This is a genomic window from Streptomyces sp. NPDC041713 (assembly GCF_055591085.1).
The window spans coordinates 1-23,406 of sequence record NZ_JBVIZY010000023.1 but is presented as its reverse complement, the minus strand read 5'-3'; the positions used below and the strand labels follow the sequence as shown (position 1 = coordinate 23,406).

31 protein-coding genes and 1 pseudogene are annotated in these 23,406 nt (G+C 68.0%); 13 read left to right on the top strand and 19 right to left on the bottom strand.

Translation table 11 applies throughout. The annotated features are described in order from the left end of the window. Positions 1-107: 107 nt before the first annotated feature. Positions 108-251: a hypothetical protein gene (locus ACZ6CV_RS36390; protein ID WP_469256064.1), complete on the top strand. Its 144-nt coding sequence runs from the start codon at positions 108-110 to the stop codon at positions 249-251. 124 nt (positions 252-375) lie between these two features. Next, positions 376-957, top strand: coding sequence for a hypothetical protein (locus tag ACZ6CV_RS36385; RefSeq protein ID WP_469256062.1), 582 nt, complete (start codon positions 376-378; stop codon positions 955-957). Positions 958-1,084: 127 nt separating this feature from the next. Here the strand turns inward: ACZ6CV_RS36385 and ACZ6CV_RS36380 are convergent, their stop codons facing one another. The 3 genes from ACZ6CV_RS36380 to ACZ6CV_RS36370 all read right to left on the bottom strand — a co-directional run bounded on the left by ACZ6CV_RS36380 (position 1,085) and on the right by ACZ6CV_RS36370 (position 2,800). Then, positions 1,085-1,771, bottom strand: coding sequence for an SPDY domain-containing protein (locus ACZ6CV_RS36380; protein ID WP_469256060.1), 687 nt, complete (start codon positions 1,769-1,771; stop codon positions 1,085-1,087). A 78-nt stretch (positions 1,772-1,849) separates the two neighbouring features. Beyond that, the gene (locus ACZ6CV_RS36375; RefSeq protein WP_469256058.1) at positions 1,850-2,338 is read right to left on the bottom strand and encodes a hypothetical protein; all 489 of its coding nucleotides are present in this window, start codon (positions 2,336-2,338) and stop codon (positions 1,850-1,852) included. Positions 2,339-2,440: 102 nt separating this feature from the next. Further along, entirely contained in the window at positions 2,441-2,800 is a 360-nt protein-coding gene (locus ACZ6CV_RS36370) for an SPDY domain-containing protein (protein ID WP_469256056.1), read from the bottom strand. Positions 2,801-3,210: 410 nt separating this feature from the next. Here ACZ6CV_RS36370 and ACZ6CV_RS36365 point away from each other — a divergent pair, with 410 nt between their 5' ends. After that, positions 3,211-3,669: a hypothetical protein gene (locus ACZ6CV_RS36365; RefSeq protein ID WP_469256055.1), complete on the top strand. Its 459-nt coding sequence runs from the start codon at positions 3,211-3,213 to the stop codon at positions 3,667-3,669. A gap of 93 nt (positions 3,670-3,762) precedes the next feature. Here ACZ6CV_RS36365 and ACZ6CV_RS36360 read toward each other — a convergent pair whose 3' ends face one another. After that, positions 3,763-4,728, bottom strand: a complete 966-nt coding sequence (locus ACZ6CV_RS36360) for a quinone oxidoreductase family protein (RefSeq protein ID WP_469256053.1) — start codon at positions 4,726-4,728, stop codon at positions 3,763-3,765. 91 nt (positions 4,729-4,819) lie between these two features. On the opposite strand from ACZ6CV_RS36360, the gene ACZ6CV_RS36355 reads away from it, so the two are divergent. From ACZ6CV_RS36355 to ACZ6CV_RS36345, 3 genes are all read left to right on the top strand, one after another. Then, positions 4,820-5,446, top strand: a complete 627-nt coding sequence (locus ACZ6CV_RS36355) for a TetR/AcrR family transcriptional regulator (protein WP_450340697.1) — start codon at positions 4,820-4,822, stop codon at positions 5,444-5,446. Positions 5,447-5,532: 86 nt separating this feature from the next. Next, a complete protein-coding gene (locus ACZ6CV_RS36350) occupies positions 5,533-5,775 on the top strand; it encodes a nuclear transport factor 2 family protein (protein ID WP_469256051.1) in 243 nt (80 codons plus the stop codon). After that, positions 5,775-6,101 (top strand): nuclear transport factor 2 family protein, encoded by a 327-nt coding sequence (locus tag ACZ6CV_RS36345; protein WP_469256049.1) that lies wholly within the window; start codon positions 5,775-5,777, stop codon positions 6,099-6,101. Before ACZ6CV_RS36350 ends, ACZ6CV_RS36345 begins: the two co-directional genes overlap by 1 nt. A 9-nt stretch (positions 6,102-6,110) precedes the next feature. Here ACZ6CV_RS36345 and ACZ6CV_RS36340 read toward each other — a convergent pair whose 3' ends face one another. Both ACZ6CV_RS36340 and ACZ6CV_RS36335 read right to left on the bottom strand, forming a co-directional pair. Continuing rightward, on the bottom strand, positions 6,111-6,503 hold the full coding sequence (locus tag ACZ6CV_RS36340; RefSeq protein WP_469256045.1) for a winged helix-turn-helix transcriptional regulator: 393 nt from the start codon (positions 6,501-6,503) through the stop codon (positions 6,111-6,113). Beyond that, entirely contained in the window at positions 6,493-7,122 is a 630-nt protein-coding gene (locus ACZ6CV_RS36335; RefSeq protein WP_469256044.1) for a TetR/AcrR family transcriptional regulator, read from the bottom strand. The genes ACZ6CV_RS36340 and ACZ6CV_RS36335 overlap by 11 nt, the downstream gene beginning before the upstream one ends. Positions 7,123-7,200: 78 nt before the next feature. Between ACZ6CV_RS36335 and ACZ6CV_RS36330 the strand changes: the two genes are divergently transcribed. Further along, positions 7,201-7,521 carry an EthD domain-containing protein gene (locus tag ACZ6CV_RS36330; RefSeq protein WP_469256042.1) on the top strand — a complete coding sequence of 107 codons (321 nt, stop codon included), beginning with the start codon at positions 7,201-7,203 and terminating at the stop codon, positions 7,519-7,521. 15 nt (positions 7,522-7,536) lie between these two features. Here the strand turns inward: ACZ6CV_RS36330 and ACZ6CV_RS36325 are convergent, their stop codons facing one another. Continuing rightward, the gene (locus ACZ6CV_RS36325; RefSeq protein ID WP_469256040.1) at positions 7,537-8,466 is read right to left on the bottom strand and encodes an SDR family NAD(P)-dependent oxidoreductase; all 930 of its coding nucleotides are present in this window, start codon (positions 8,464-8,466) and stop codon (positions 7,537-7,539) included. Positions 8,467-8,540: 74 nt separating this feature from the next. Further along, positions 8,541-9,428, bottom strand: coding sequence for an SDR family NAD(P)-dependent oxidoreductase (locus ACZ6CV_RS36320; protein ID WP_469256039.1), 888 nt, complete (start codon positions 9,426-9,428; stop codon positions 8,541-8,543). 70 nt (positions 9,429-9,498) lie between these two features. Between ACZ6CV_RS36320 and ACZ6CV_RS36315 the strand changes: the two genes are divergently transcribed. Then, positions 9,499-10,431, top strand: coding sequence for a LysR family transcriptional regulator (locus ACZ6CV_RS36315; protein ID WP_469256037.1), 933 nt, complete (start codon positions 9,499-9,501; stop codon positions 10,429-10,431). Between the two features lie 36 nt (positions 10,432-10,467). Here ACZ6CV_RS36315 and ACZ6CV_RS36310 read toward each other — a convergent pair whose 3' ends face one another. Further along, positions 10,468-10,881: a VOC family protein gene (locus tag ACZ6CV_RS36310; RefSeq protein ID WP_469256035.1), complete on the bottom strand. Its 414-nt coding sequence runs from the start codon at positions 10,879-10,881 to the stop codon at positions 10,468-10,470. Between the two features lie 55 nt (positions 10,882-10,936). On the opposite strand from ACZ6CV_RS36310, the gene ACZ6CV_RS36305 reads away from it, so the two are divergent. Continuing rightward, the gene (locus tag ACZ6CV_RS36305) at positions 10,937-11,548 is read left to right on the top strand and encodes a TetR/AcrR family transcriptional regulator (RefSeq protein WP_450340706.1); all 612 of its coding nucleotides are present in this window, start codon (positions 10,937-10,939) and stop codon (positions 11,546-11,548) included. Between the two features lie 1,026 nt (positions 11,549-12,574). Here the strand turns inward: ACZ6CV_RS36305 and ACZ6CV_RS36300 are convergent. Next, positions 12,575-13,024, bottom strand: a pseudogene (locus tag ACZ6CV_RS36300) (Rossmann-fold NAD(P)-binding domain-containing protein); the annotation flags it as partial. 38 nt (positions 13,025-13,062) lie between these two features. Further along, positions 13,063-13,827, bottom strand: coding sequence for an SDR family NAD(P)-dependent oxidoreductase (locus ACZ6CV_RS36295; RefSeq protein ID WP_469256149.1), 765 nt, complete (start codon positions 13,825-13,827; stop codon positions 13,063-13,065). Between the two features lie 51 nt (positions 13,828-13,878). Here ACZ6CV_RS36295 and ACZ6CV_RS36290 point away from each other — a divergent pair, with 51 nt between their 5' ends. Beyond that, positions 13,879-14,511, top strand: coding sequence for a TetR/AcrR family transcriptional regulator (locus ACZ6CV_RS36290; RefSeq protein WP_469256032.1), 633 nt, complete (start codon positions 13,879-13,881; stop codon positions 14,509-14,511). Between the two features lie 170 nt (positions 14,512-14,681). Here the strand turns inward: ACZ6CV_RS36290 and ACZ6CV_RS36285 are convergent, their stop codons facing one another. After that, positions 14,682-15,359 carry an HAD family hydrolase gene (locus ACZ6CV_RS36285; RefSeq protein ID WP_469256030.1) on the bottom strand — a complete coding sequence of 226 codons (678 nt, stop codon included), beginning with the start codon at positions 15,357-15,359 and terminating at the stop codon, positions 14,682-14,684. A 935-nt stretch (positions 15,360-16,294) separates the two neighbouring features. Between ACZ6CV_RS36285 and ACZ6CV_RS36280 the strand changes: the two genes are divergently transcribed. Beyond that, a complete protein-coding gene (locus ACZ6CV_RS36280) occupies positions 16,295-16,858 on the top strand; it encodes a GNAT family N-acetyltransferase (protein WP_469256029.1) in 564 nt (187 codons plus the stop codon). 615 nt (positions 16,859-17,473) lie between these two features. Here ACZ6CV_RS36280 and ACZ6CV_RS36275 read toward each other — a convergent pair. After that, a complete protein-coding gene (locus tag ACZ6CV_RS36275; protein WP_469256027.1) occupies positions 17,474-18,334 on the bottom strand; it encodes an alpha/beta fold hydrolase in 861 nt (286 codons plus the stop codon). A 324-nt stretch (positions 18,335-18,658) separates the two neighbouring features. On the opposite strand from ACZ6CV_RS36275, the gene ACZ6CV_RS36270 reads away from it, so the two are divergent. Further along, positions 18,659-19,411, top strand: a complete 753-nt coding sequence (locus ACZ6CV_RS36270) for an ATP-dependent DNA ligase (protein WP_469256025.1) — start codon at positions 18,659-18,661, stop codon at positions 19,409-19,411. An 87-nt stretch (positions 19,412-19,498) separates the two neighbouring features. After that, entirely contained in the window at positions 19,499-19,705 is a 207-nt protein-coding gene (locus tag ACZ6CV_RS36265) for a hypothetical protein (RefSeq protein WP_469256023.1), read from the top strand. 124 nt (positions 19,706-19,829) lie between these two features. Here the strand turns inward: ACZ6CV_RS36265 and ACZ6CV_RS36260 are convergent, their stop codons facing one another. The 6 genes from ACZ6CV_RS36260 to ACZ6CV_RS36235 all read right to left on the bottom strand — a co-directional run. Next, positions 19,830-20,156, bottom strand: a complete 327-nt coding sequence (locus tag ACZ6CV_RS36260; RefSeq protein WP_469256022.1) for a hypothetical protein — start codon at positions 20,154-20,156, stop codon at positions 19,830-19,832. 12 nt (positions 20,157-20,168) lie between these two features. After that, positions 20,169-20,618 (bottom strand): hypothetical protein, encoded by a 450-nt coding sequence (locus ACZ6CV_RS36255; RefSeq protein WP_469256021.1) that lies wholly within the window; start codon positions 20,616-20,618, stop codon positions 20,169-20,171. 226 nt (positions 20,619-20,844) lie between these two features. Beyond that, a complete protein-coding gene (locus ACZ6CV_RS36250) occupies positions 20,845-21,558 on the bottom strand; it encodes a hypothetical protein (protein WP_469256020.1) in 714 nt (237 codons plus the stop codon). Between the two features lie 180 nt (positions 21,559-21,738). Then, positions 21,739-22,254, bottom strand: a complete 516-nt coding sequence (locus ACZ6CV_RS36245) for a hypothetical protein (RefSeq protein ID WP_469256019.1) — start codon at positions 22,252-22,254, stop codon at positions 21,739-21,741. Then, positions 22,251-22,706, bottom strand: coding sequence for a hypothetical protein (locus ACZ6CV_RS36240; RefSeq protein ID WP_469256018.1), 456 nt, complete (start codon positions 22,704-22,706; stop codon positions 22,251-22,253). Before ACZ6CV_RS36240 ends, ACZ6CV_RS36245 begins: the two co-directional genes overlap by 4 nt. A gap of 451 nt (positions 22,707-23,157) precedes the next feature. Next, a partial coding sequence (locus tag ACZ6CV_RS36235) for a glutamine amidotransferase-related protein (RefSeq protein ID WP_469256017.1) occupies positions 23,158-23,406 on the bottom strand: 249 nt, incomplete at its 5' end.

The following is a 23,406-nucleotide window of genomic DNA, read 5'->3' as shown; positions in this document are numbered from 1 at the left end:
CCGTGGAATACGTGGAAGGGCGTTCTCACTTGTCCAGTTCGCATAACTCCGCCTCCGATGCACCACCCATTCTTTGGCTGGGTGGTGGGACTGCTGCGCTGTTTGGCTTGTTCGCCTGGGTACTCACCGGCAATCCGCAGTGGTGGCTGGTGGGCGTCATCTGCGGGGTGTGCGTGAGTCTCGTCGCGTTCGGCGTACGCACCATCTTCCGCAATCACGAGGTCGGTCTGCGCACCGACCGCACCACGTGAGGCAGCACTCAACTGTGCCCCTGCCACTTCCGGCAGGGGCACTGTCATTTCTTCAGGCGTTGCTGAGCGGTTGCATTCTCCCCCACGCGTACCACCACCGACCGCATGCGAGAAGATATCGATCATGAGTGAGTGGGGCGTAGCGCTAATCGCGGCAGGATCAGCGATTGCAGGCAGTGTCGTAACCGGCTGGCTCACGCGCAGTGCCGGACTTCGCCAAGCATCCGCTGCACAGCTGGCCGGCGAGGCACAGGCTGCTGCGGCACGGCACGCTGGGGAGAAGCAGGCCGAGGCCGTCCTCAAGACGGTGCAGCAGACACTGGAAGCGCAGGCCAGGAATCAGCAGATCGACGCTAAGCGCGAGGTGTATGTGGCCTTCCTCCAAGCCGCCCATGCGCTCGTCGAAGACCGCAAGCGAGATCAGGGTTCCCTGGACGAAACGCTTCTGGCTGAGGCGGAGCGGGCTTATCAAGTTTTGTGGTTGGAGGGCACCGACAATGTCACGGCGCATGCGCAGTTCCTGATGCATGCGATCAACGACTCCCTGAGCGACCCTTCGGTGGGTGCGGCGGATCTCGACCGTCACCTGTCCCACTACGTCACCGTGGCACAGCTCCACCTTCGAGAGCCGTGGTACTGGATGGGGAGAAGCCGCAATTCCTGGATCGCAGGCGGAACAACCGCGCCATCCGCCCCAACCCCCTGACCCCCACCATCTTCGTCTCGGAGTGCGAAGCAGCCCCTGCACCTCCGCAGAAGGGGAGAGTCAACCAGCGCGGACGGCGAAGGCCCGGCAGACCAAAGGGTCTGCCGGGCCTAGCCAGCCCTGCTGGTCAGCCGCGGTGGACGATGGTGAGTCGCTTCTCCGCGCTCTGTGGCAGCCGGTGGCGTGCCACCGGGGCCGGAGAGGCGAGCGAGGCGGCGAAGGCCGCTACCAGCTCGTGCGGAACGCTCGGGCTGAAGTTCGCACACCATAGATAGGGGGCGCCGAACGTGGGCTCGGCCCATGCCTGCCAACCCATCAGGTCCTCCCGCAGATCGGCGTCGGCGATCAGGTCCGGCAGCATCTCGAGCGAGATGTGCGAGGCGAAGCCGGGGTCCGTAGCGGCGGTGCGGGGGCGGTCCACGTCACGGATCCAACCCCGGGCGCTCAGCGCCGTGACCACCGCCTTTGGCTCCTCGAAGCCCATACCGGGCACCGCGCTGGCGTCGAGCGCGACGAGGAAGTCGTGAAGTGCCTCGTGCGGGACGCCGGTGGTGAAGTACGCGTTCCACTGCACCAGGGCGCTGTCGGCATCCGGACGGGCGGAGATCTGCAGGGCCACGCGCAGGCCGCCAAGTGTGAACGGGCTGCTGGCCAGGATCCATTCGGCTGCGCGCAGCTCGTCGGGGCTCACATAAAGCAGGGTGTCGCGGGAGGTCGGCCACATGCGCCACCCCAGGTCGGTGAGGGTGTCCCCGATGCGCTCGGCGAGGACGTCGTCATCGCCGGCCAGATGGCGCGGGGTGACCCAGCGCACGGCGTCCGGCGACGCGGGGTGAGAGGGATTTGCGGGATGGTGCGGGTACAGGGGCGCCTCCGTGGGCTCGGGGGTGGTTCACTGCCCGCCGCTGGGGCGGGTGCCGCGCCGACGGCGCGGCGGGGCCTCGGTCGGTTCGTGCCAGGTCAGCGCGACCGCGACGTCGGGCAACAGGGGGCCGAACTGTTCGACTTCGTCCTCGTCCGGCTCGGTGAGGAGCAGCACGGGACGATCCTTCTCGTCGCGGGCGGCGGCAACGGGGCCCGCGCGGTGGGCCATCGGGAAGTCGGGGTTGAGGGCGAACCGCACGACGGCGTCGCGGTCGCAGGCCGACAGCTGGTCGAGCAGGTCACCGACGGTCGTCTCGGGCAGCGCGCCGAGCGGCTCGGCGTCCTTGGCCTCGGCGATGAACACCACCGGTCGGCCGGCGTCGTCACGGGTGGGGACCACGCCGCCCAGGCGGCGGCCCGTGCGGGCGAAGGGGTTGATCCACAGGCGGACCACCACGTCGCGGTCGCTGGCGGACAGGCGGTCGAGCAGATCGCCGACGGTCAACTCCGGGGCCAAGACGCATCTCCTTGCAATAGCGGGCGCCCCCGCAGGGGCCGAGGGCAGGGTACGTGCCGTACGTGAGCAGCGGCTCCGATCCGCGCGGGACCTCCGGTCGGTTCACAGAGGCCAGGAGGTGGCCAGGACGCGCTGGACCGTGGCCGCGACGATCTCCGCCGGCGTTTCGGTGTCGAATCGGATCCGGTAGCCAGGGACCTTGGCGGTGCCGGTGACGGTGAGGGTCCAGCCGTCACCGTCGGTGCCGGGGCGGCCGAGGGGGAACCATCCGAGGTAGAAGCGGCCGTCCTTACTGCTGACGTGGACGTCGGCGCGGTCGTCCACGACGAGGTGGAAGAACTCGGCCTTGAACAGATCGGTGACCATCGTCGGCTGGCCGGGGCCCAGCTGCCACGAACGCAGCTGCAAGGCTTCGGTGGTGGTGGAGAATCCGGGGGCGGACGCGTCCACGGTCACGGGCATCACCTCTCTGACCTGGGGTTTCGGGGAAGGTCGTCTACGTTGACATGCCCCTGGCGGCTTCCACCAGTCCTTTCGCGATCTTTCCTGTCTGCCCCCGGCGAACTGCTGGCCGTTGTCATTGTGGGATCTCAGATCCCGTGGCCGAATCTCGGGGGAAGTGGCCAGGCCGTGTCCGAACGGCCATGGATGTGAGACTGCCTGGTCAGCCTGTTCACTCATTGGAGTGAGACAGACGTGGCCGAGAGCTCTTACGGACAGTCTCCTGGCTGGAGGGTCGGTCGGCATCCGGCCCGCACTGGGGGCGTCATGGACAGTGCCGCGATCACTCTCAGTATTCGCCGTATGGATGGTGCCGTCGACGAGGTCCGGGACCGGTCGTCAGCTTTGCTCGATCTGCGGTTGGCCGCACCGTGGCGGACCTCCACCGGGCTGTCCTCGGCGGCGACTTCTCCATCGCCCGCCTCGCGCACACCCTGAACACGACCACGGCCCACACGGCCTACCTGCTCTCGCAGCACCCGGTCGACTGGAGCCCGCCGCGGTTTCGCCACACCCAGTACACCGCCACCCACATCGGCCAGTGGCGCACCTGGTACGAAGACGACCACTACTCCCTCCAGGACATCGCAGACCTCGAAGGAACGAGCCTGGCCCCGGTCCGCCTCGCGCTGCTCAAATACGACTTCCGCCCCGAACCGCCGTGCCTCAACCAGGCCGACCGAGCAGAAGGGTGCGACGGTGGGCAGACTGCTAAGGAACTAGCCGCTCGCCGTGCCCTTCCAAGCGACCGGGACAGCCCTGCTAGGTCAGGCTTTCTTGGTGGAGGCAGGGGCCGAGGGGCAGACACCGCCGTATCGAACAGCAAGTGAAGTCAGCACAGTTGAGGAAAGAAGCGACTACCGGCGCGCGCGTTCCGTCGCCTTGCGTGTCCCGACGGCCGACGCCACGATGCTGTTCCTGATTCAGGGAAGCAGCAGGAGTTTGCCGGTCGTTGCGCGGGACTCGATGTCGCGGTGGGCCTGGGCTGCGGCGTGGAGTGGGTAGTGGTGGCCGATTCCAGGGGCGAGGTTCTTGTTCCGTACCAGGTCGAAGAGGTCGGCGCTGTGGCGCAGGAGTGCTTCGCGGGTGGGGATGTGGTCCCGGAAGACCGGATAGGAGATCTTGATACTGCGGGGCAGTTCCCGCATGTTGACCACCGGGGCCGCGCCCAGGACGGCCCCGTAGTACAGCAGCAGTCCATGCCTGCGCAGCACGCTCATGGAGGCGCGGAAGGTGGTCTCGCCGCCGCCGTCGAAGACGACATCGACGCCCTCGCCGTCGGTCAGGTCCAGCACCGGCTCCACGAACGCGGCGCCGGTGGAGAGCACGATGTGGTCGGCGCCGGCATGGCGGGCGGTGTCGGCCTTCTGTGCGCCGGACACGATGCCGATGACGGTGCCGCCGCGGGCCTTGATGAGCTGGGTCAGTTTCTGCCCGAGCCCGCCGGCCGCCGCGTGCACCACGGCGGTCTGGCCGGGCTGGATGTCGGCGGCCTCGGTGACGAAGTGGTGAGCGGTGATGCCCTGCATCATCAGGCTCGCGGCCGCGTCGTCGGGGATGTCGTCGGGCACCGGCACGGCGTCGGCCGCGGGCAGCACGATCTGCTCGGCGTAGGAACCGTAGGCGTACACCCAGGCGACCCGGTCGCCGACGGCGAACTCGTTCACGTCCGGGCCCAGCGCGCTGACGCGGCCGGCGCCCTCCACGCCGGGCACGAAGGGGAGTTCCCCGGTGGCCGCGCCGAGTCGGCGGGCCCCGGTGTCCATGAAGTTCACCCCGGCCGCGGTGATGTCCACGCGGATCTCGCCCGGTCCTGGTTCGGGGGTGGGGAGGTCGGAGACGTGCAGCTGCTCGGGTCCGCCGAGTTCTTCCACAACGATGGCGCGCATGTCGGGCACCCTTCCTTCTTTCGGATGCCGTCCACTGTCCCTCGCATAAAATGGACCAGCAAGTCCAATCCTGGAGCCTGGGGAGGCACCCGTGACCATCGGCGCAGACGGAACGGATCGATTGACCCGCAAGGGCAGGGAGACCCGGCGGCGCATCGTCGAGGGCGCGGCCGAGGAGATCCGCGAGCGGGGTGCCGCCGACACAACCCTCGACGACATCCGCGCCCGCACCGCGACCAGCAAGAGCCAGATCTTCCACTACTTCCCCGGCGGGAAGGAGGAGCTGCTCCTCGCGGTGGCCGCCCGCGAGGCGGACCGCGTCCTGGAGGACCAGGAGCCCCACCTCTCCGACTTGCGCACATGGTCGGCCTGGCGGGACTGGCGCGACGCGGTGCTGCGGCGTTACGAGCAGCAGGGGGTCAACTGCCCGCTGGGGGTGCTGATCACTGAACTGGGCCGCACCACTCCGGCCGCGCAGCAACTGACGGGCCAGTTGATCAGCACGTGGCAGGCGGCCCTGCGCGCGGGCGTCCTGGCCATGCAGGAGGCTGGCGAGATCGACCGCCGCTTGGATGCCGACCGGACGGCGGCCGCACTCGTCGCCGCGGTACAGGGCGGGGTGACCATCCTGATGGCCACCGGCGGCATCACACACCTCGAAGCGGCTCTCGATACAACGCTGTCCCTGTTGCGGGCCGGTGCTCCGGATGGGCAGTGACCCGGCACGTGAGAGGCCTCTCATCCTCATACGCACTTTTTTGTCAGTACTTCCAGTGACAAGTCACGCCGCCGTACGGTGCGTTCATGACGTACAACGCAACCCGGCAGAACGCCGGACCCTCTCTTGAGCAGCGCCTTCAGTACCTGGAGGACCGCATTGAGATCCAGGACCTGATGGTGCGCTACGGCCTCGGCCAGGACCTGCACGAAGACGGTGACAACGACGTCCTGGAGCAGTGGGACTCGGTGTTCGCACCCGAGGCCCGCGTCGACTACTCGGTGGCCGGCGGCCCGCAGCTCAAGGACACAGGGATCTCGTCGAGGTGATGCACGCCCCCGACGGATCGATGAATGGGCTGCTCAAGTGGCAGCATTTCCAGGGATTTTCCACTGTCGACATCGATGGCGACCACGCGGTCGCCCGTACCCAGCACCTGCACACGCACAAGGGCGACACCGACGGTATCGATGGCGACCACGCGGTCGCCCGTACCCAGCACCTGCACACGCACAAGGGCGACACCGACGGTCAGGGCTGGAACCTCATCCAGACGGGCTTCTTCGTCGACCGGCTGGAGCAGCGTCCGGAGGGATGGCGCATCAGCCACCGCACCCTGGAGATCATCTGGATGGACACCTTCCCCACGGCGTGACGGGACGCATCAGCTCCCCGAGCCGGAAGGCCGGTCCTCGCCCGCGGGGGAAGGGGCGTCGCTTCGCGACTGTGCCGCCCAGTCGTGCAGGGCGTAGAGCGCCGTCGCCAACTCCGCGCCGGCCGGCGTCAGCTCGTACTCCACATGGGGCGGCACCTCGTCGTAGACGATGCGGCGCACGACGCCGTCGCTCTCCAGCGCGCGCAGCTGCTGGACGAGCATCTTCTGCGTCACCTCCGGGATGGCCCGCTCGAGGTCGGAGAAGCGGCGGGGCCGGCGGACCAGGAGGTGATGGATGATCAGCAGTTTCCATCGGCCGCGCAGGATCCCCAGGGCGTGCTCGACCCGGCTGATGGAGCACACCGAGGCCCGCGAATCGGCGGGGCGGGAGTCAAGGGTCATGGTGCTGGGAACCGTTCTCGGCGGAGGATTCCTGTGAGGAGTGGCGAGTCGTCAGGGCGGCCACCAGGCGCTCGTTGGCCTCCTGGGGTGTCATGCCCCAGTCCCACTCGGTCTTGTGCAGGCGCAGGGAAACGACACCGTGCCAGGCCGACCACAGCAAGAGCGCCGCGGTGAACGGGGCCTGTGGATCGACTCGACGGGCGAGTTCCACGATGCGCTGCTGCAGGCGCGGCCCGTGTTCGGCGCGGGTCGCCGGAAGCTCGTCGTCGCTCTCGAACAGCAGCTGATACGCGCCGGGGTGCTCCAGCGCCCAGGTGATGTAGGCGTCGCCTGCGACGACCAGCCGGTCGGTGTCGTCGGGTGCGCTGTCCAGCGCCGCTTCGACCGTGCAGATCAAGGAGGTGTACTCGGCGTCGAGTACGGCCGAGCGCAGGTCTGCCTCCGAGGGGAAGTGCCAGTAGACCGCGGACGGGGCGACCTGGCAGGCCCGCGCGATCGAGCGCAGGGACGGCACGGCGACGGGCTGCGGTTGCGCCAGCATCTCCACCGCGGCTGCGACGAGCTCGCCGCGCAGATCGCGGCGAGCTCTGGCGTTGGCTCCTTCTCGGTATCTGCTCACCACCCCATTGAACACCTGTTCACTGTAGGCTTCAATGAACAGGTGTTCAGGAAGGTGGATACGGCGATGCTCACGCTCATGACAGTGATCCGCAAGCGGCCCGAGGTCTCCACGGGGGACTTCCGCCGCTTCATGGAGCACGAATACGGACCGACCTACGCGGCGCTGCCCCAGGTGAGGGAGTACGTGCAGTACTACCTCACCGACGCGGTGAGCGACGGCGCGGAAGAACCCATCGACGCGATCGTGCGGATCAGCTTCGACTCGCAGTCCGCGATGCGCGAGGCGCTCGCGACACCGGAGTACCAGCGGGCACACGAGCTGCGCGGGGCCTATATGCGGGAGGCGTCCACCAGTATCCACTCGGCGGTCCTGGACCGGCAGGTGCAGCTGGTCTGACGGGAGACGCCTCGATCACGCGGCGCCGGTGATCAGGTCTTGCGACAGGTCCCACAGGCGCCGCGCGCCCGCCGGGTCGACGGCGTAGCGGGCGACGCCGTGCAGGGTGCCGGAGCGTCGGTCGACGATCTCGGTCTCGTTGCAGTCGACGAAGTAGCGTCCGCCGATGCCGTCGAGCAGCGGCGAGGTGGCCAGGAGCGCTGACGTGGCGGCGCCCTGTTCCACGGTCTTGATCAGCTCGGCGGGGACGCGGCCGCTGCCCCGGCCGCCGGTATGCCGCTGCAGGTTGGTGTAGATGGCGCCCGGCATCAGGGCGTTGGCGGTGATGTTGTCGCCGGCCCAGCGTCGGGTCGCCTCCACCGCGAACAGGACGTTGGCCGTCTTGGACTGTCCGTAGGCCAGCCACGGGTCGTAGGGGCGGAAGGCGAAGTTGACGTCGTCCCACACGACCGGTGACTGCTGGTGGCCGGTGGAACTCACCACGACGATGCGGGCATTGCCGTCGGCGGCCAGCGCGCCGTGCAGGCCAGTGGCGAGGGCGAAATGGCCGAGGTGGTTGGTGGCGAACTGCCATTCCCAGCCCTGCTCGGTGTACTGCTCGGGGCAGGCCATGACGCCCGCGTTGTTCACCAGGACGTGCAGCGGGCCCTGCCAGGCGGTGGTGAAGGCCGTGATGGACGCGGGGTCGGCCAGGTCGAGGTACATGGCCCGCACGTCCTGGTTGCCGGTCGATCCGGTGATGTCCTTGGCGACGCGTTCGCCCGCCGCCACGTCCCGCACGGCGAGGGTGACGGCCGCGCCGGTGGCCGCCAGGGCGCGGGCCGTCTCCGCCCCGATGCCGGAGGAGGCGCCGGTGACGACCGCGCGGCGGCCGGAGAGATCGATACCTGACACGACCTCGCCGGCGGTGCTGGCAAAGCCGAACGGGGTAGTGAGGGCACTCATGAGGGGGCTCCTTGCTGAAAAGGCTGGATGGTGAAGCGGCCAGGGGCGCTGCGGGCGGGCGGAAGCCGGTGCGGTCAGGGCACGAGCAACGCGTGCTGCTCGACCGGTGGCGTGCCGTCGTGCCAGGGCAGGACCTTGCCGAAGCGCACCAGCTCGCCGTAGAGCTCCGGGGCGATGTGCTCGGCGAAGACCAGATCGAGGACGGCCTCAGCGGCCCGGGCGGGTGACTGGGCCTGGCTGTAGTCGCTGAACCACGGGCGCGAGGTCGCTGTGTCGACCATGCCGGGGCAGACGGCGGCGACGAGCGTGCCGTCTGCCAGGTCCCTGGCGCGGCGTTCGGCGGCGACGGCGCGCACGGCGGCGACCTGGGCCACCTTCGAGGGCACGTTCAGCCACAGCGGCCAGCCGGCCTCCTGCGCGGTCTTGTGGTGGATGGCGCTGCGCCACGACTCCACGGCGTACTCGACCTGGTCCAGGCTCGCGCCGTCGAACAGGTGGTGCAGGCGGCCGTCGAGGTGGCCCAGCGTCCCCAGGCTGCTGGCCACGACGAGCAGGCGGCCTCCGGGACGCAGCACCGGGCCGAAGGAGCGCAGCATCGCGTGCGTGGCGGTGTTGGAGACGTCGATGAACTCATCGGCCCGCTCGGACTGCGACTCCTCGGGGAGCATTCGGGCGACCGCGTTGGAGATGACGACGTCCACCCCTCCGTGGCGGACCCGCAGATCCTCGGCGAGACGGGCGATGGCGTCGGTGTCCGTGACATCCAGGACCCGCCCCTCGACCCGGGCCCGGGTGGCGGGCAGCTGGGCGACGTCCCGGGCGGCGTCCGCCACCCGCTGCTGACTGCGACCGGTGAGCAGGACCAGGTCCTGCGGATCCACGCGGGCCGCAAGACCCTCTGCGAAGGCCCGGCCGAGCCCCTGGTTGGCGCCCGTGACGAGGGCGATGCGTGAAGTGGTCATGCCTCCACGCTAGGAACCCGTTATCCATGAGTCCAACGAAAGTTTGGAACAGCTAGCATGCGTAAACATCATGTACTTCACCGAGGTGTCACTGACTGCGTTGCGCGTCCTGCGGGCCGTGGCCGAACAGGGAACCTTCACCGCGGCCGCGGCGTCGCTCGGCTACACCCAGTCCGCCGTCTCCCGGCAGATCGCCGCGATCGAGCGCGCGGCAGGCACCGAACTGCTGGAGCGGCGGCGCGACGGGGCCCGGCTCACGCCCGCCGGCCGCGTCGTCATGCGCCGCGCGACGGTCGTGCTCGACGAGATCGCCGCGACCGCCAGGGAACTGTCGGGCCTGCCGGAGCAGACCGGGACGGTCCGGCTGGGGTGGGTGCCTAGCGCCGGTGCCGTGCTGGTACCCCGAGCCCTTGCCGCACTGCGTGAAAGCGATCCCGGACTGGAGGTCGTCGGCCGCGAGGGCGGCACTCCGGCCCTGGTCCGCGCGCTGCGGGCGGGCAGCCTGGACCTGGCCCTGCTCGCCTCGGCGCCACCGTTCCGCGCGCCGGACACCGAGTCGCCCCCACTGGCACTGCAGACACTCACCGAACGCCCGCTGCGTCTCGCGGTGCCCGCCACGCACCCCCTCGCCCGCGGCACCTATGTCGACGTCACCGATCTGCGGGGACAGCGCTGGATCACCGGGTCCTCATCAGGAGAGGACCGCCTGATGGGCGTGTGGCCGGGCCTGGACGAGCGCCCCGAGATCGTCCACACCGCCCGCGACTGGCTGGCCAAACTCCACCTCGTCGCCGCAGGGTGCGGACTGACCACCCTCCCCGCCTCGCTCGTCTCCGCGGTGCCCCCCGGCGTGCGGGTCCTCCCTGTCCGCGGCGGCCCGCAAGAACAGCGGCGCCTGCTCCTTGCCCGCCTGCCTGACCCACCGACGCCGGCCGTGACACGGATGGCCGCCGTCCTTCGCGCGACGGCACTCGAGGCTCACACGCCCCATCCCCCTGCTTGAGCAGTGCCGTGCTGCGCCGGCCCGGACCCGCACCACTCAGGACGTCTCGATCAGCTCCAGCAGATTGCCCTCCGGGTCGGCGACGTACGCGTAGCGCATGCCTTCACTGGCGCCGGGCGCGGGTCGGGAGACCGCAGCAGCCCCGCATTCCTGCGTCAGGCGGGCGAACGTGTCGTCGAGATCCGGGACTTGAAGTGCCAGGTGAGTGAAGGTCTGCACGGCGGTGGCGGCAAAGGCATCGGTGTGCGAGACGGGACGCGAGCCGGACCGTTCGACGAACTCGACCCGCAGGCCCGCCGCATCACTCAGAACGACGGTACGCACTCCCGCCTCGGGCATCTCCAAACGCTCTTCCACCTGCGTGAGACCGAACGCGTCGGCGTACCAAGATTCCTGCGCGGCAAGGTCCGCGACCGAGAGGCTGACGTGGTGAAACCGGGCAGCAGACATGATGACCTCCATGGTTAATGCCATTTACCTGGTAAGCGATGTTAACCTATCGAGCATGGCTCCCCCCGCTTCTCGACGTCCCGTCGGCCACCATCACGGCGACCTGCGCAACTCCCTCCTGCGGGCGTCCTTGGAGCTGGTCGGCGAGAAAGGTCCACACGGCTTCACCCTCGCCGAAGCGAGCCGCCGGGCCGGAGTGAGCGTTGCGGCGCCGTACAAGCACTTCGCCGACCGGGACGCACTGCTGGCGGAACTCGCCACACAGGGCTACCGCGAGCAACTTCATCGCTTCGCCACGGCCGTGAACGGCATCGAGGACCCCGCTGAACAGCTGGCGTCCTTCGCGGCGGCGTACGTCAGATTCGCCGCCGAGGAACCTGCTCTGTTCGATGTGACCTTCAATGCCGGCCTCGAAAAGTCCAGGTTCGCCGAACTGGCCACGGCGGGCGACGAGGTGGCCCGCCTCCTGCTACCGGTGGCCCGGCAAGTCGCCTCCACCCCTGAGACCGCATTCGACCTACTGCTCAGGGTCGCTGCTGCCGCGCACGGCCTCGCGGTTTTCCTGCGGCAGGGCCTGTTCGGTGTGGGAGACGCGGCCCTCTCGGACACCGAGGAGAAGGCCGCCCGCACGGCGCGGGCTATCACGCGACAAGGCGCCGGCTCGTAATCACCTGAGTGGTGAACTCTGGCGCGCAGCCTCAGGCCCGAGAAAGGCCACGTTCGTGAGATTGATCCACTGGGACACGGAGTAAGACACAGCCTGAAGCCGCAGGTCACAACATCGCTAAGAGACACGGCCGTTGAGATCCCACAGATCGTGTGGTTTGCAGATACTTCCCAAGCTGGGGGTGGTGCATCGTGGACGATCCCGCCGTAGAAGTCAGCGTTCACCTCTCCGACGGCAAGCTCATGGAGGACCTGTCGTGGCCATGTCGATGATCAAGTATTTCCCCAGCAAGAGTGGTTTGGTCGAATCCTCCTGATTGGCCATGGGTAGCGCGGAGGCCGGGACTGATGGACCTGGTCGTCGCGGAGCCGGTCGAGTCCGATGTCTCGTTGTTCGGAAGGCTGATGAGCAGCCCGGATGGCGAGGAGAACACTCATCGTGGTCGACATCACCGAGATTTACATCCACTGGCACGCAGGCCGGCCGAAGAGCGCGCTGGCCGCGTCGCTGGGTGTCGATCGCAAGACGATCCGGAAGTACCTGGCGCCGGCGAAAGCAGCCGGGGTCATCCCGGGCGGCCCGCCGATGAGCGAAGCCGACTGGGCGAAGCTGATCAAGGAGTGGTTCCCGGGGCTGGCAGACAAGCGGCTGCGGCAGGTGACGGCCGCTTCCGACGCACCAGCACACCGCCATCCGCGTCCACCAGTGGCGCACCTGGTACGAACAAGACCAACTGCCCCTGCAGACCATCGCCGACCGCGAAGAGACCAGCCTGGCCACCGCCCGTCCCGCCCTCCTGAGAACCGGCACCCGGTTCCGCCCCGCTGGGTCCTACCCGGGCCAGCCGCGGAGGAACTGAGCGCTCGGCTACAAGCGCGTAATGCGGGGTCGAGGGTGTTGTGGGTGACGCTGGTGGACCTTGGGGCACTACCAGCACGCCACGGGCGTCACACCGGCGGGGTACTGGAGCCGGTTCTGCATCGCGGCACGAGCCGGCCCGGCAGGAGGACCTGTGACCGGTCGGCCGGCGAGGATCTGCTCCGCTCCCTGCCGGTAGCTCGTGACCTGGAATTCGGGAAAGCGGGCCGCGAACTTGGAGCTGTCGAAGATGTTGTCGTCGCGGTAGCGGGCGAGCAGCTCGTACATCTCTACGAGCGGCTTGACGAAGCGGCGTCCCAGGCGGAAGGCGAGCATCGGCAGCACCATGTAGCCGATCTTTCGGCCGGTGACCTCGCCGACGATCTCGATGAGCTGGGCGTAGGACGGCCGGTCCGAGTCGACCGGCAGGTGCCACGTCTGGCCGTAGGCATCCGGCGTGTTGCCGAGCACGGCGAAAGCGCGGCTCGCGTCTGGGGTCCAGACCAGGGAACGCGTGGCATGGGCGTCGACCGGGACGAACGGCCGCTTGTGCGCCTTGATCCGGTCGAACACCAACAAGTTCGTGTAGCTCTTCGTCCGGCCCGGGCCGTAGAACTCGAGTTACGCGATGCGCTGCCTCGCCAAGTCTGCGTCGGTTAGATGCGTGGACCGAGGAACAGGCCACCGCTCGCGTCAAGGATCTGTCCAGTGACCCAGCGGGCGGCATCGGAGGCGAGGAAGGCGACCACGTCGGCTACGTCGTCGGGCGCGCCCAGCCTGCTGAGTGCCGTCATGCCGGAGATCTGTTCGGTGAGGCCCGGCACGTCGAAGACAGCTCCGTTGCTCGCTGTCCTGGTGGCCCCAGGAGCAACTGCGTTCACCGTTATCCCCCGAGGGCCGAGTTGGCTTGCGAGGGTCTTGGTCATGGTCTCGATCGCGCCCTTCGTCATGGCGAAGGATGTCTGGGACGAGTTGGCCATCCGGGTTGCCACCGAGGAGATCGAGATGATCCGGCCGCCCTCACGCAACAGAGGCAGTGCACGCTCGATGATGAAGTACGGTGCCCGCACGTTCACGGCGAACAAGTGGTCGAACTCCGCTCGCGTCGTGACGCCGAGCGCGCCGGCTGGTGCGGCCGCCGCGTTGTTGATGACGATGTCGAGCGGCCGACCGTCCAAGCCGGTCTCCACGCCGGCGAAGAGTGTCTCGACGTCGTCGTCCGCGCCCAGTTCGGCTCGGACGGCAAAGCCGGTCCCGCCAGCGTGTTCCATCGCGTCGAGCGTTGCCGCGGCCCCGGCCTCGTCCGTGCCGAAGTGCACGATGACCGTGGCTCCTTCGGCCGCCATCCGAGTCGCGATTGCCTGCCCGATGCCGCGCGACGCGCCCGTCACCAGAGCCGTTCTACCCATTAGATCGCCCACGGCTCCACCCATCTGATTGTTAGTTACTAACATGATGCTAGTGTCTAGCACATGAGTGAGCGGCAACCAACCCTGCGGGAACGACAGCGCTCCGAGACCCGGCGCCTGATCCAGGCGCACGCGGTCCGCCTGTTCACCGACCACGGCTACGACTCGGTGACGGTGGCCGACGTCGCTGAGGCCGCCGGCGTCTCCTCAATGACCGTGTATCGGCACTTCCCCACCAAGGAGGACCTCGTCCTCATCGACCAGCCCGCCCAGCTCATCGCCGAGCACGTCGCAGCGTCGTCCCCAACGCAGCCCCTGGTGCGCCGCGTCGGCAGCGCGCTCATCGACGCGGCCACGATCTCGACCGGCGGCAACGGAGACGAACAGGCAGCGAACGAACGGTTCCTGCTGGACTGTCTCCGGCTCATGGTGTCGACGCCTGCGCTACGGGCCCGGCACCTGGACAGCCAGTACGCGCTGCAACAGGCCATCGTCGATGCCCTCGGGGATGACGCGACCGATCCCGACGCCGCGTTCCGCGCCCAGGCGGCGACCAGCGCCTGCATCGCCGCCATGCACACGGCGCTGACACGCTGGGTCGAAGACGACGGACACACCAAACTGCGCGACCTGATCGCAGGGGCACTCACCGCGTCCTTCGGCGATGACGCCGTCGCCACCCTTGGGAAGGACTGAAGCGCCACGGACCAGGCGCTGTCATCCCTCTTGGCCATCGAACACAGCGTGGTGTCGGTACCTCCCAAAGTGGCGAACAAGCACTGTCACCACTCGTGAACAAACCCACCTCCACGATGCGAGGTCCTGGTGCCGTGTCAGGCAACGTTCGTGCGGCAATTCCCTCGTCGTCATGTTCTGGGGGACCCCGTGGCTCGTGATGCTTGCGCGAGGAGTGCCGGGAGTTGGCGCATGTCATTAAAAATCGTTGTGTTGGGTCCTTCAAGCCACTGCGCGGGTGTGAGTCCGCCGGTGTATCCCAGGGCGCGCATGCGGGCTTCTTGGGCCGCTTGGATCCCGTATTTGCTGTCCTCGATGACGATGCAGGCGGACGGGTGGACCCCCATCTGTTCGGCGGCGTGCAGGAATAGGTCGGGGGCCGGTTTGCCGTGGGCGACCTCGCTGGCGCTGAAGATGCGACCCTCGAAGTACGGGTAGATGCCGGTGCGGCCCAGAGTGTGGCGCATCGTGTCGTGGGTCCCGCTGGAGGCGACGCAGCTGGAAAGCGTGAGGGTGTCCAGGACGTCGAGGATGCCGTCGACGGGGGCGAGTTCGGCATCGACGGCGGCGAGGTGGAGTTCGTTGAACCGCTCCAGCCAACGTGTGGCCCGGCGCGATCCCAGCTGGGCGGTGATGCACTCTGCGTTGGACGCGAGCGATCGGCCGATGAACTTGTCGATCACCTCGTTCTCGGTCAGTGGCCAGCCCAACTCGGCGCCCACAGCGGCATGAACGCGTACGGCGATGCGTTCGCCGTCGATCAGCACGCCGTCGCAGTCGAAGATGACAAGTTCAATAGGAGTGATCATCAGGGCAGCGTAGGAACGGGTGGCCTCCGGTGTCAGCGGCTCTGCTTCCAGGGCAAAGAACGCGGCTCCCGTGCCGTCCTGACCCGCACGGCCGCGGTCGCCGGACGCGGCCGGCTCGCGGGCCGCTCAACCCGTTCGCACTACGGGCACGGCGTCGTGAAGCCCTGGTTTCTGGTCGACCTGGATCGTCCGGGTATCGATCGGTAGCAGCGACGGGACTCTGGTGGTAATCAGGTGTACGCAGTGCGTGCCGCCATTGAGGAATGGGGCAAGCAGTGCCTCCGCCTCCCGCACCCCACAGCTAAGTGGTGGGTGATCCCACCGTGGCCCTGTCGCCGCCCACCGCGTCCTCGGCCCGCCGCCGCTCCTCCCGGTCCACAATCCACACCTTCACCGAGGTCGGCGCGGGCGGATCAGGAGGTGTGGGCGCCTGCGTCCGGCTTCCCCGTGCTGCGACGAAACCTCCCGCCGCGCCCAACACCCCGAAGGTAATCCAGCCACCTGGCGATCATTAGTCGGATACGAAGCCCTGCAGGGCGACGACTACGCCGACAACGCCAGCATCTGCGAGCCGCTCTCCCCTCGATAGTTGCCGCCGCTTCCAGCCCCCCGTGAACACCGCCGTAGCGCCTGGGTGAAACCGTCAACACCGGTGGTGTTAACCAAACTTGACCGCTATCCAACCCATCTACTCAGCGGCGCGAATCTGTGACGGTCTGGCGGAGACTTCCAGTTGGGACTCATTCCGCTAACTCGGCACCCGACCCTGGCGGCGGCCGCCGGTTCCTGTGTCGGCCGCGGGTGATTCTGACTATCGGAGTTGTCCATTCGAGCGTGCGCAGTCACAGCCACGCGAAGGTGAGCCGAAGCACGATAGATGTCACACAGGCAGGATTGTTGCTACCTGGGCTGCTGGCAGAACCTAGGGTGACGGGATGAGCGACGATCCCGTGATACTGCGTCCAGTGCTCGAGGAGGACCTGTCGGTACTCGAGCGGTTTCTGACAGATCCGGAGGCGACTGGGCCGTTCCAATGGCTGGGCTGGTCAGACCCAGGGCGCTGGCGACGCCGCTGGGCGCAGGATGGTCTGCTGAACGATGACGGCGGCCATCTGATGGTGATGACTGGCACCAGCCGGCTGGGTTTCGTGGCATGGCGGAAGGTCATGACCTCTCGGAGCTCGTACTGCTGGAATATCGGGGCCCAGTTGCTGCCGAACGGTCGGGGCCATGGTGTCGGCACGCAGGCGCAGCGGTTGCTGGTGCGCTATCTGTTCGCGCACACTCCTGTGGTCAGACTCGAGGCGGACACTGAGACGGAGAACATCGCCGAGCAACGCGCTCTGGAGAAGTCCGGCTTCGCTCGTGAGGGCGTGCTGCGCAGCGCCGTGTTCCGGGACGGGCAGTGGCGCGACGTCGTGCGCTATAGCGTGCTCCGCGACGAAATCGTCTTGGACAAGCCTCTGGAAGGGCCCCCGGCGCCAGCGGCGGGCAACTGACCTGACCCGGGGCCGGCCGAGTGCCCCAGAGGCGATGCGCGGCCGGCGACAGTAACCCTGCCGATCCCGCGACTGGTGACAAGCAGAGTGCCGCTTCGGTGACAACTACCGTGCCTCGAGCCCTCTCCCGAACCCGCAGCAACTTTGCTCTCCTTGGTGCCAACTATCGTGCTTCGGCACACAGCCTTCCGGCTGGGTCGTGCGCCCCGATCCTCAACGCCGTGGCGGCATGCTCGTGCATGATGCCGCGTGTCGCCACGCGACTGGCGGGGGGACGGGAGTGGGGTTGTCTTGAGGCCCTGGATGCACTGATACACCCCAGGCCGAAAGCCTGCCACGACGGCGCTGCTGCCGAAATCCTGCTCTCTGCAATGGAATTAGGGCCGAGACACGGTGGACCGCCGCTCTGAGCGACGCGGAGCAGATCCTCAGCCGGGCACCAGGCCCGCTCGACGTCTAAGCGGGGACATGACGAAGCCCCCGGAATCGCTAGGCGGATTCCGGGGCCGCATCAGGGTCGTGTATCCGCTGAGGCGCTCCGTTTGGATCACTGGGCAGAGCACGGAAGAGTGCTTGGGGCCACGCTCATTATTGGTGCCACGGCGTGATGTTGTGTCACGCGGGCGGGAGCGCTGGGTCCCAGGTGGCCCGAGCACCAGCGGTGTCCGCCTGGTGCCGATCCACGAACTCGATCAGGGTACGGGCGAATACTTCGGGCAGTTCGAAGGGCAGTGCATGCCCGCTGTCCAGCACCAGGTAGCGAGCACCGGCGATTGCGTTGGCCAACTCCTTTTGGTGGTGTGGAGGAACGATCAGGTCCTGGGCCCCGGACACGACCAGGGTGGGCGCCTGTATCCGGGCCAGTGCCGCGGTGATGTTCACCCGTGTGTTCAGCTCGGATTGGCGGGCCATGCCTTCTGCGTCGAACAGTTCATTGAAGCCGGCTACGCCCTGCTCGAAGTCCTCTGTCCGGCGCTTGGTGAGCGTCCTGGCGCCGATCGCTGTGACCTGCAGCACCCGCGAGAGCAGGTCCTTGTCCGCGCGTAGCAGCCGCTGCCACAGGTCGAATTGGAACTGTTGCCACGGGTCGGTCACCGCCCAGCCCGCATGCAGGAAGAGGGAACGCACCCGTTGTGGGCTCTCTCCGGCGACAGCGGCTGCGACCGTTGCCCCCAGGGAGTGCCCGGCCAGGTGGAAGGTGTCCAGGCCCGCCGCATCCACGGCGCCCAGCACTTGGGCGACGAGGTCGCCGATGCTCAGCGGCGAGCCGGTGTCGGTGGTGGCGCCCGAGCCGGACAAGGTCGGGGCAACGATGGTGTAGCGGTTCTGGAGGGCATCGATCACCGGGCCCCAGTTGCCCTCGGGTGTGGCGCCGGTCCCGTGCACCAGCACAAGGGCCGGGCCCGACCCAACGACCAGACAGTTGACGGCACTGTCACCACCGGAGATTGGGACATGAACGGTCTTGTAGGGCACGGCGGTTGAGCCTTTCAGTCACAGGCGGTCGAGACGCTGAAGGCCCGGGTGTCGGCGATTCAGGCTCGACCGAGGCGCAGAGGAAACCGGCCGGTTGCCGACCCCTCGCACCGAGCGTGGACACGGAGCAATTGATGCATGCGCACTTTGCGCGCGATTGCAATAATTGCAGACGCTCTCTATTTGCACAATGGGATAGGTAAATTCGATGGGATCAGCCAGTCGTTGATCTGGGCATGCCGTTGACGGAAGCGCAGCGGGAACGGATCGATCCGTTACGTCCGAACCGGCCACTGAAGCGGGGTGGGCCGGTGGCACCGGGAGGTGATCGATGCGATCGCCCGGAAGTTCCGAACCGGATCGCAGAGGGTTCACCTGCCCGAGAGTTATGACAACTGGAGTGACGTCTACAACCGGCTGGGTACCGTTCTCGACGGCGAGGCCGTCATCTGGCGCGACGGCCGGACCGACTTCGGAGCCGTCCGCTCCCGCGCCTCCGCCCGCGGCCGACGCCTCGCCGACCTGGTGCACCGGTACCCCGCCTCGTACGCGGCGTTCGACTGCCTCATGCTCGCCGGCCAGGACCTCCGCCCCCGGCCGTACACCGAGCGGCGGGCCGCGCTCCTCGATGTCCTCGCCGGGGTGCAGCCGCCGCTCCAGGCCGTGCCCGCCACCGACGACCGCGAGGTGGCGCTCGTGTGGTTCGAACAGCTGCACGCGCAGGGCATCGAGGGAATCGTCGCCAAGCACGCTACGGGCCCGTATCGGGCGGCGAGGCACTGGAAGAAGATCAGGCACTCCGAGACGGCTGACGCGGTAGTGGTCGGCTACGTCGGCCCCGCAGGCCGCCCGCGCCGCGCGGCCGTACTGCTGTCTGACGGCCGGTGCGTGCTCTCTCGAGCGCTCACACCCCCAATCGCGGCCGAGCTCGCGCGCTACGCCGCAGCGGCCGGGCCCGGTCCGCAGGCGCGGACGGATGACGGAGAGGCGTACACAACGACGGGCAGCGGCCTGGTGGTTGAGGTCGAGGCCGGCACGACGCGGCACGCGACGGTGGCGGTCACACGGGTGAGGTGAACCGAGTTATCCACAGGCGCACCCGTTCTCGTGGGTCGCGTTCTACCGTGGCGCCCCTGCGGATCACAAGGGGGCGCCAGGTGCAGGGTGGAGCTGACGGACCGGGCCGACGCCGTGCTGACGATGCTGCCGGACGACGTGCACGAAGAGGTGCTCGTCCTGATCGACGCCATGGCTGACGCCCCGGACACTCAGCCGGCCGGGCCGGTCGTGGCGTTCGGGGCGTCGAGCTGGGTTACGTGCCCAGCTGCGGGCAGCGGCGTTGCGGTGCTTGATGTCGGATGGCTTAGCTGACCGGTTGCAGCCGACGGGTAACGCCGCTAAATAGGACCGGTCGGCGTGGCTTACAGAAACCCCGAGGCGCCTCGACACCCGGACCGGAGTGGACAGCGTTGGGAGGTGAGCTGGAGTTGGTCATTTAATCCAGGCGCTCGCCGAGTTTCGCCGACTGCCGTTCCGCATTTTTCGTGTGCCACCACTCGAACAAGCGGATGCGAAACTCTGTCGCCACGCTCCGAACCAGATCGTAAGGTGGCGCACCGTCGAATAGGGCCATTGCAGTCCGGTCGCTCTCCAGGCGTACCCGCCACCGCTGCCCATACGCGGTCAGCTCAACGACGAGAGTAAAGGATCGGACACCTTCAACCACGTCGAGTGCAGTCACCTCGATCACGGCGTCTGCATCATCCAAGCGCCCCATGAGGTGCGGGGTGAGCTGGTTGCGAACCTCGTCGGCTGACGGCATGGGCACCCTTTCCTAGCAGGCGGAAGCGAGACCCGCTGGCTTGTATGCGGAGATGACCCCCTGCGGCTTGATGCTGGGATCGGCCCCGTACTTGCCGGGGTTGGTGATTACCTTGAACAGGATTCGCGGAGGGCAGGCGGCCTGCTTGCGCACGTAGGTGCGCTCCCCGGGGCTGTCCACCAGGATGGTACCGCTCCAAATCGTTTGGCTGATCTTTTTGTTGAAGTTACTGCTCCAACGGCCGCGCGCAACCAGGTGCTTATAGCCCCACGAGGTGGTGCCACAGCGAAGGGGCACCATGGTGGGGCCACGGTAGTACTTCTTCACGATGTGCTTCTTGGGTTTTCCTGTACAGGCGTTAGACGCGACACCGGCGACGGTCTCCGGGCCGGCAGCGGCAGCGGCTGGCTCCATTGCCAGCGGCAGGGCCAAACAGGCCGCAACGGCACTGACTGACATCATGTTTGCGAATTTCAACGAATTCCCCCTCCGTGGTCATTACTGCATGAATATGAATATCAGCAGTGGGTCACGAGGTCGTCCCTGAAGTGCAGCCTTGACGCAAAAACGATCATGACTCGTCCGGCGCGCCACCACACCGCAAAGTCTTGACGCGCATAGCCGCAGCATTTTCAGGAGAAAGTGACCCGCCATCCTTCGGCGGTAGGGGCGTCCTTCAGCAAGTCAGTCATGCCGCGACAGTCCCGTCCCCCGTCCACACCCGTCCGCACCCCGTGCAGTGCGCGAGGGGCTGCCGGCCTTCGCCACCGTGGACGTTGATTGCACCGCCGCAGGCGCATCGCTGCTCCAGGGTGCGGCGCTGCGCGGCGATGTCGAGGGCCCGCTCCACCCGCCCTGCCGCGCCCGCGGCGACCGTGGCGATGCGCCGCTCCTCCCGTTCCGGGAGCGCCGTGAACGGGCCCGGCGCGCGGGTGATGCGGGCGAGGAGCCACAGCGCGGCGTACGGCGCCGTGCGGCGGCCGGTGTACCGCCACCGTCGCGGGTCGAGTGCGTCCCCCCGCGCGAGCACGTCTCTGCGGGCCCGGTCGGCGGCCGGCCACCCCCGCGGCGCGTAGCCCATGGGCGAGCGCTGGACGATGGCCGCGGTCTGGTCTGCGGTCTCGACGAGGGCGGCCTCGACCGCGCGCATGGTGTCGAGGATGTGGAGGCGGACGGGGGCGGGGCGTTCGCCGAGCTGGTCGCTGGCGCGTTCCAGGGAGCGGAGGTGGGCGGCCTGGTGGCGGTCGTACTCCAGCTGGTCGGCGTCGAGTTGGTCTAGGCGGGCGAGGTAGCCGCGGAGGCCGAGCCCGAACGCGCCGATCTGCGGGGGCTGTCCGGCGGCTTCGTGGAGGTCGTGCCAGCGGAGGGCGATGGTGCGGAGGTGGGTGGCGGTGGTGGTCATCGTGGGTGCTCCTGTGGTGCGCGGGAGGTACGGTGATCAGCACCTGAGGGGCGTCCTGGTCTGGGGAGACTGAGAGGGCGCCCCTTCGTCGTGTTCAGCGGTGGCGGCCGGTGAGGAGGTAGGTGGCGCAGGCGAGGCCTATGCCTGCGCACAGGCCCGCCATGAACCAGTCGAGGCCGTTCAACGTCGCCTCCTTGCGGGCCCGTACGGCGACTGCCAGGCGGGCCGTTCGCGGTGGCGGGTGAGCTTGCCGTCGCCCCCGACGTATCCCGCCTCGCGCATCATCTGGAACGCGCGCGCAACCTGCTCCAGCGCCGGGAGGGCGGCCTCCGCGTACGCGCGCACGAGCGCGGCCATGGCGTCCTGGAACTCGCGGATCCGGTCTGTGACGGCGCGGGCGATCTCGGACTCGTCGTAGATCACGACGTTCGTGATGCCGTGGAGGGGCTGCCACTCGCCGGTGTAGTCGAGAAGTTCGACGCGGGTGGGTTCCATGATCACTGCTCCTTCGGCGGCTTCGTCCCACACGAAGTCACAGCGGGTGCAGCAGCGTTCGAGGCGCTCGGGCATGCCGACTCCTACGAACTCACCGGAGCGTGGTTCTCCCCGTGGCTTGTACTCGGTGAACGCTTCGGTGTAGCTGCACTTCGCGCACTTCGTGGTGCCGCCTGAGAACGGCGGCAGCGGCTCGGTCATCGGTTCCTCGCGATCTCACAGTGTCCGGTTTGGGTGTGTGAGTCGGCGCACTCGGGCCCGCAGCGCTTCATCAACTCAGCGGCGCGCGCGGCGATGCCGGCGTACTTCTCGTCGGTGGTGTGGCCGTCCCACTGCGCGCGCGGGTCGTCTGGCTCGACGCGCTCGACGGCGGCGAACAGGCCAGCGTCGCGCGGCGCGATGTGCCAGGAGCACTGTCGGCCGCCGATGGTGACGTAGGCGATCCACCATCCGGGCTCGTCGAGATCGAGGACGGGCGTGATGACGGCGCCGGTGGTCATGGCGGCGAGGAGGGCGACGAGGTGCTCGCGGTACGCGCCATCCCGCTCCCGCTCGACGTCCTCGATCTTCATCAGGGCCGCAGCGTACTTCCGTACGGCCTGCTGCGTGCGCGCGGCTACGAGGTCGTTGGGGGCCTGCTGCTCCATGGTCATGCCTCCGTGGCGGGCTGTTCGGTGACGGTGGTGATCCGCTCCATGAGCCGGTGCTCCCATCCCGGTTGCATCTGGCGTCGGGCGGCGAGGCGCTCCAAAGGCCTTGGGCTTGGACTCCCAGCTGGCGTTGACGCCCGTCGCGCGCCGCCAGGGCTGGCCAGGGGCGGGGCGGGACTGGATGAAGTAGGGTGCTCACCGCACGGATGACCCAGGCCGACGCCGACAAGGACCTGCAGTGTGCTGCGGCGGTGGACTCCACGATCGTGCGAGCTCACTAGCACGCCGCCGGGGCCCGCAAAAAAGGGGGCCCGGTCGGCTAGCCGGACGACCACGCCATCTGCCGGTTACACGACTGTCGCAGGCCGACACCAGAGGTCTGCACCTCAGGCCATGTTCATGCTGGCCGTAGCGACGCACCTCAAGCGTGGCGTGCAGATGCGTGATCAGCTCTTCACCTGCGCTCGTTCTGCTGGCGCTCGACGGCGGCCTTCACGAGGCCGGCGAAGAGCGGGTGCGGGCGGGTCGGACGGGAGCGCAGCTCCGGGTGGGCCTGGGTGGCGACCAGGTAGGGGTGCACCTCGCGCGGGTACTCGACGTACTCCACGAGCTTGCCGTCCGGGGAGACGCCGGAGAACTGGATGCCGGCCTTCTTCTCCAGGTCCGCGCGGTAGGCGTTGTTCACCTCGTAGCGGTGGCGGTG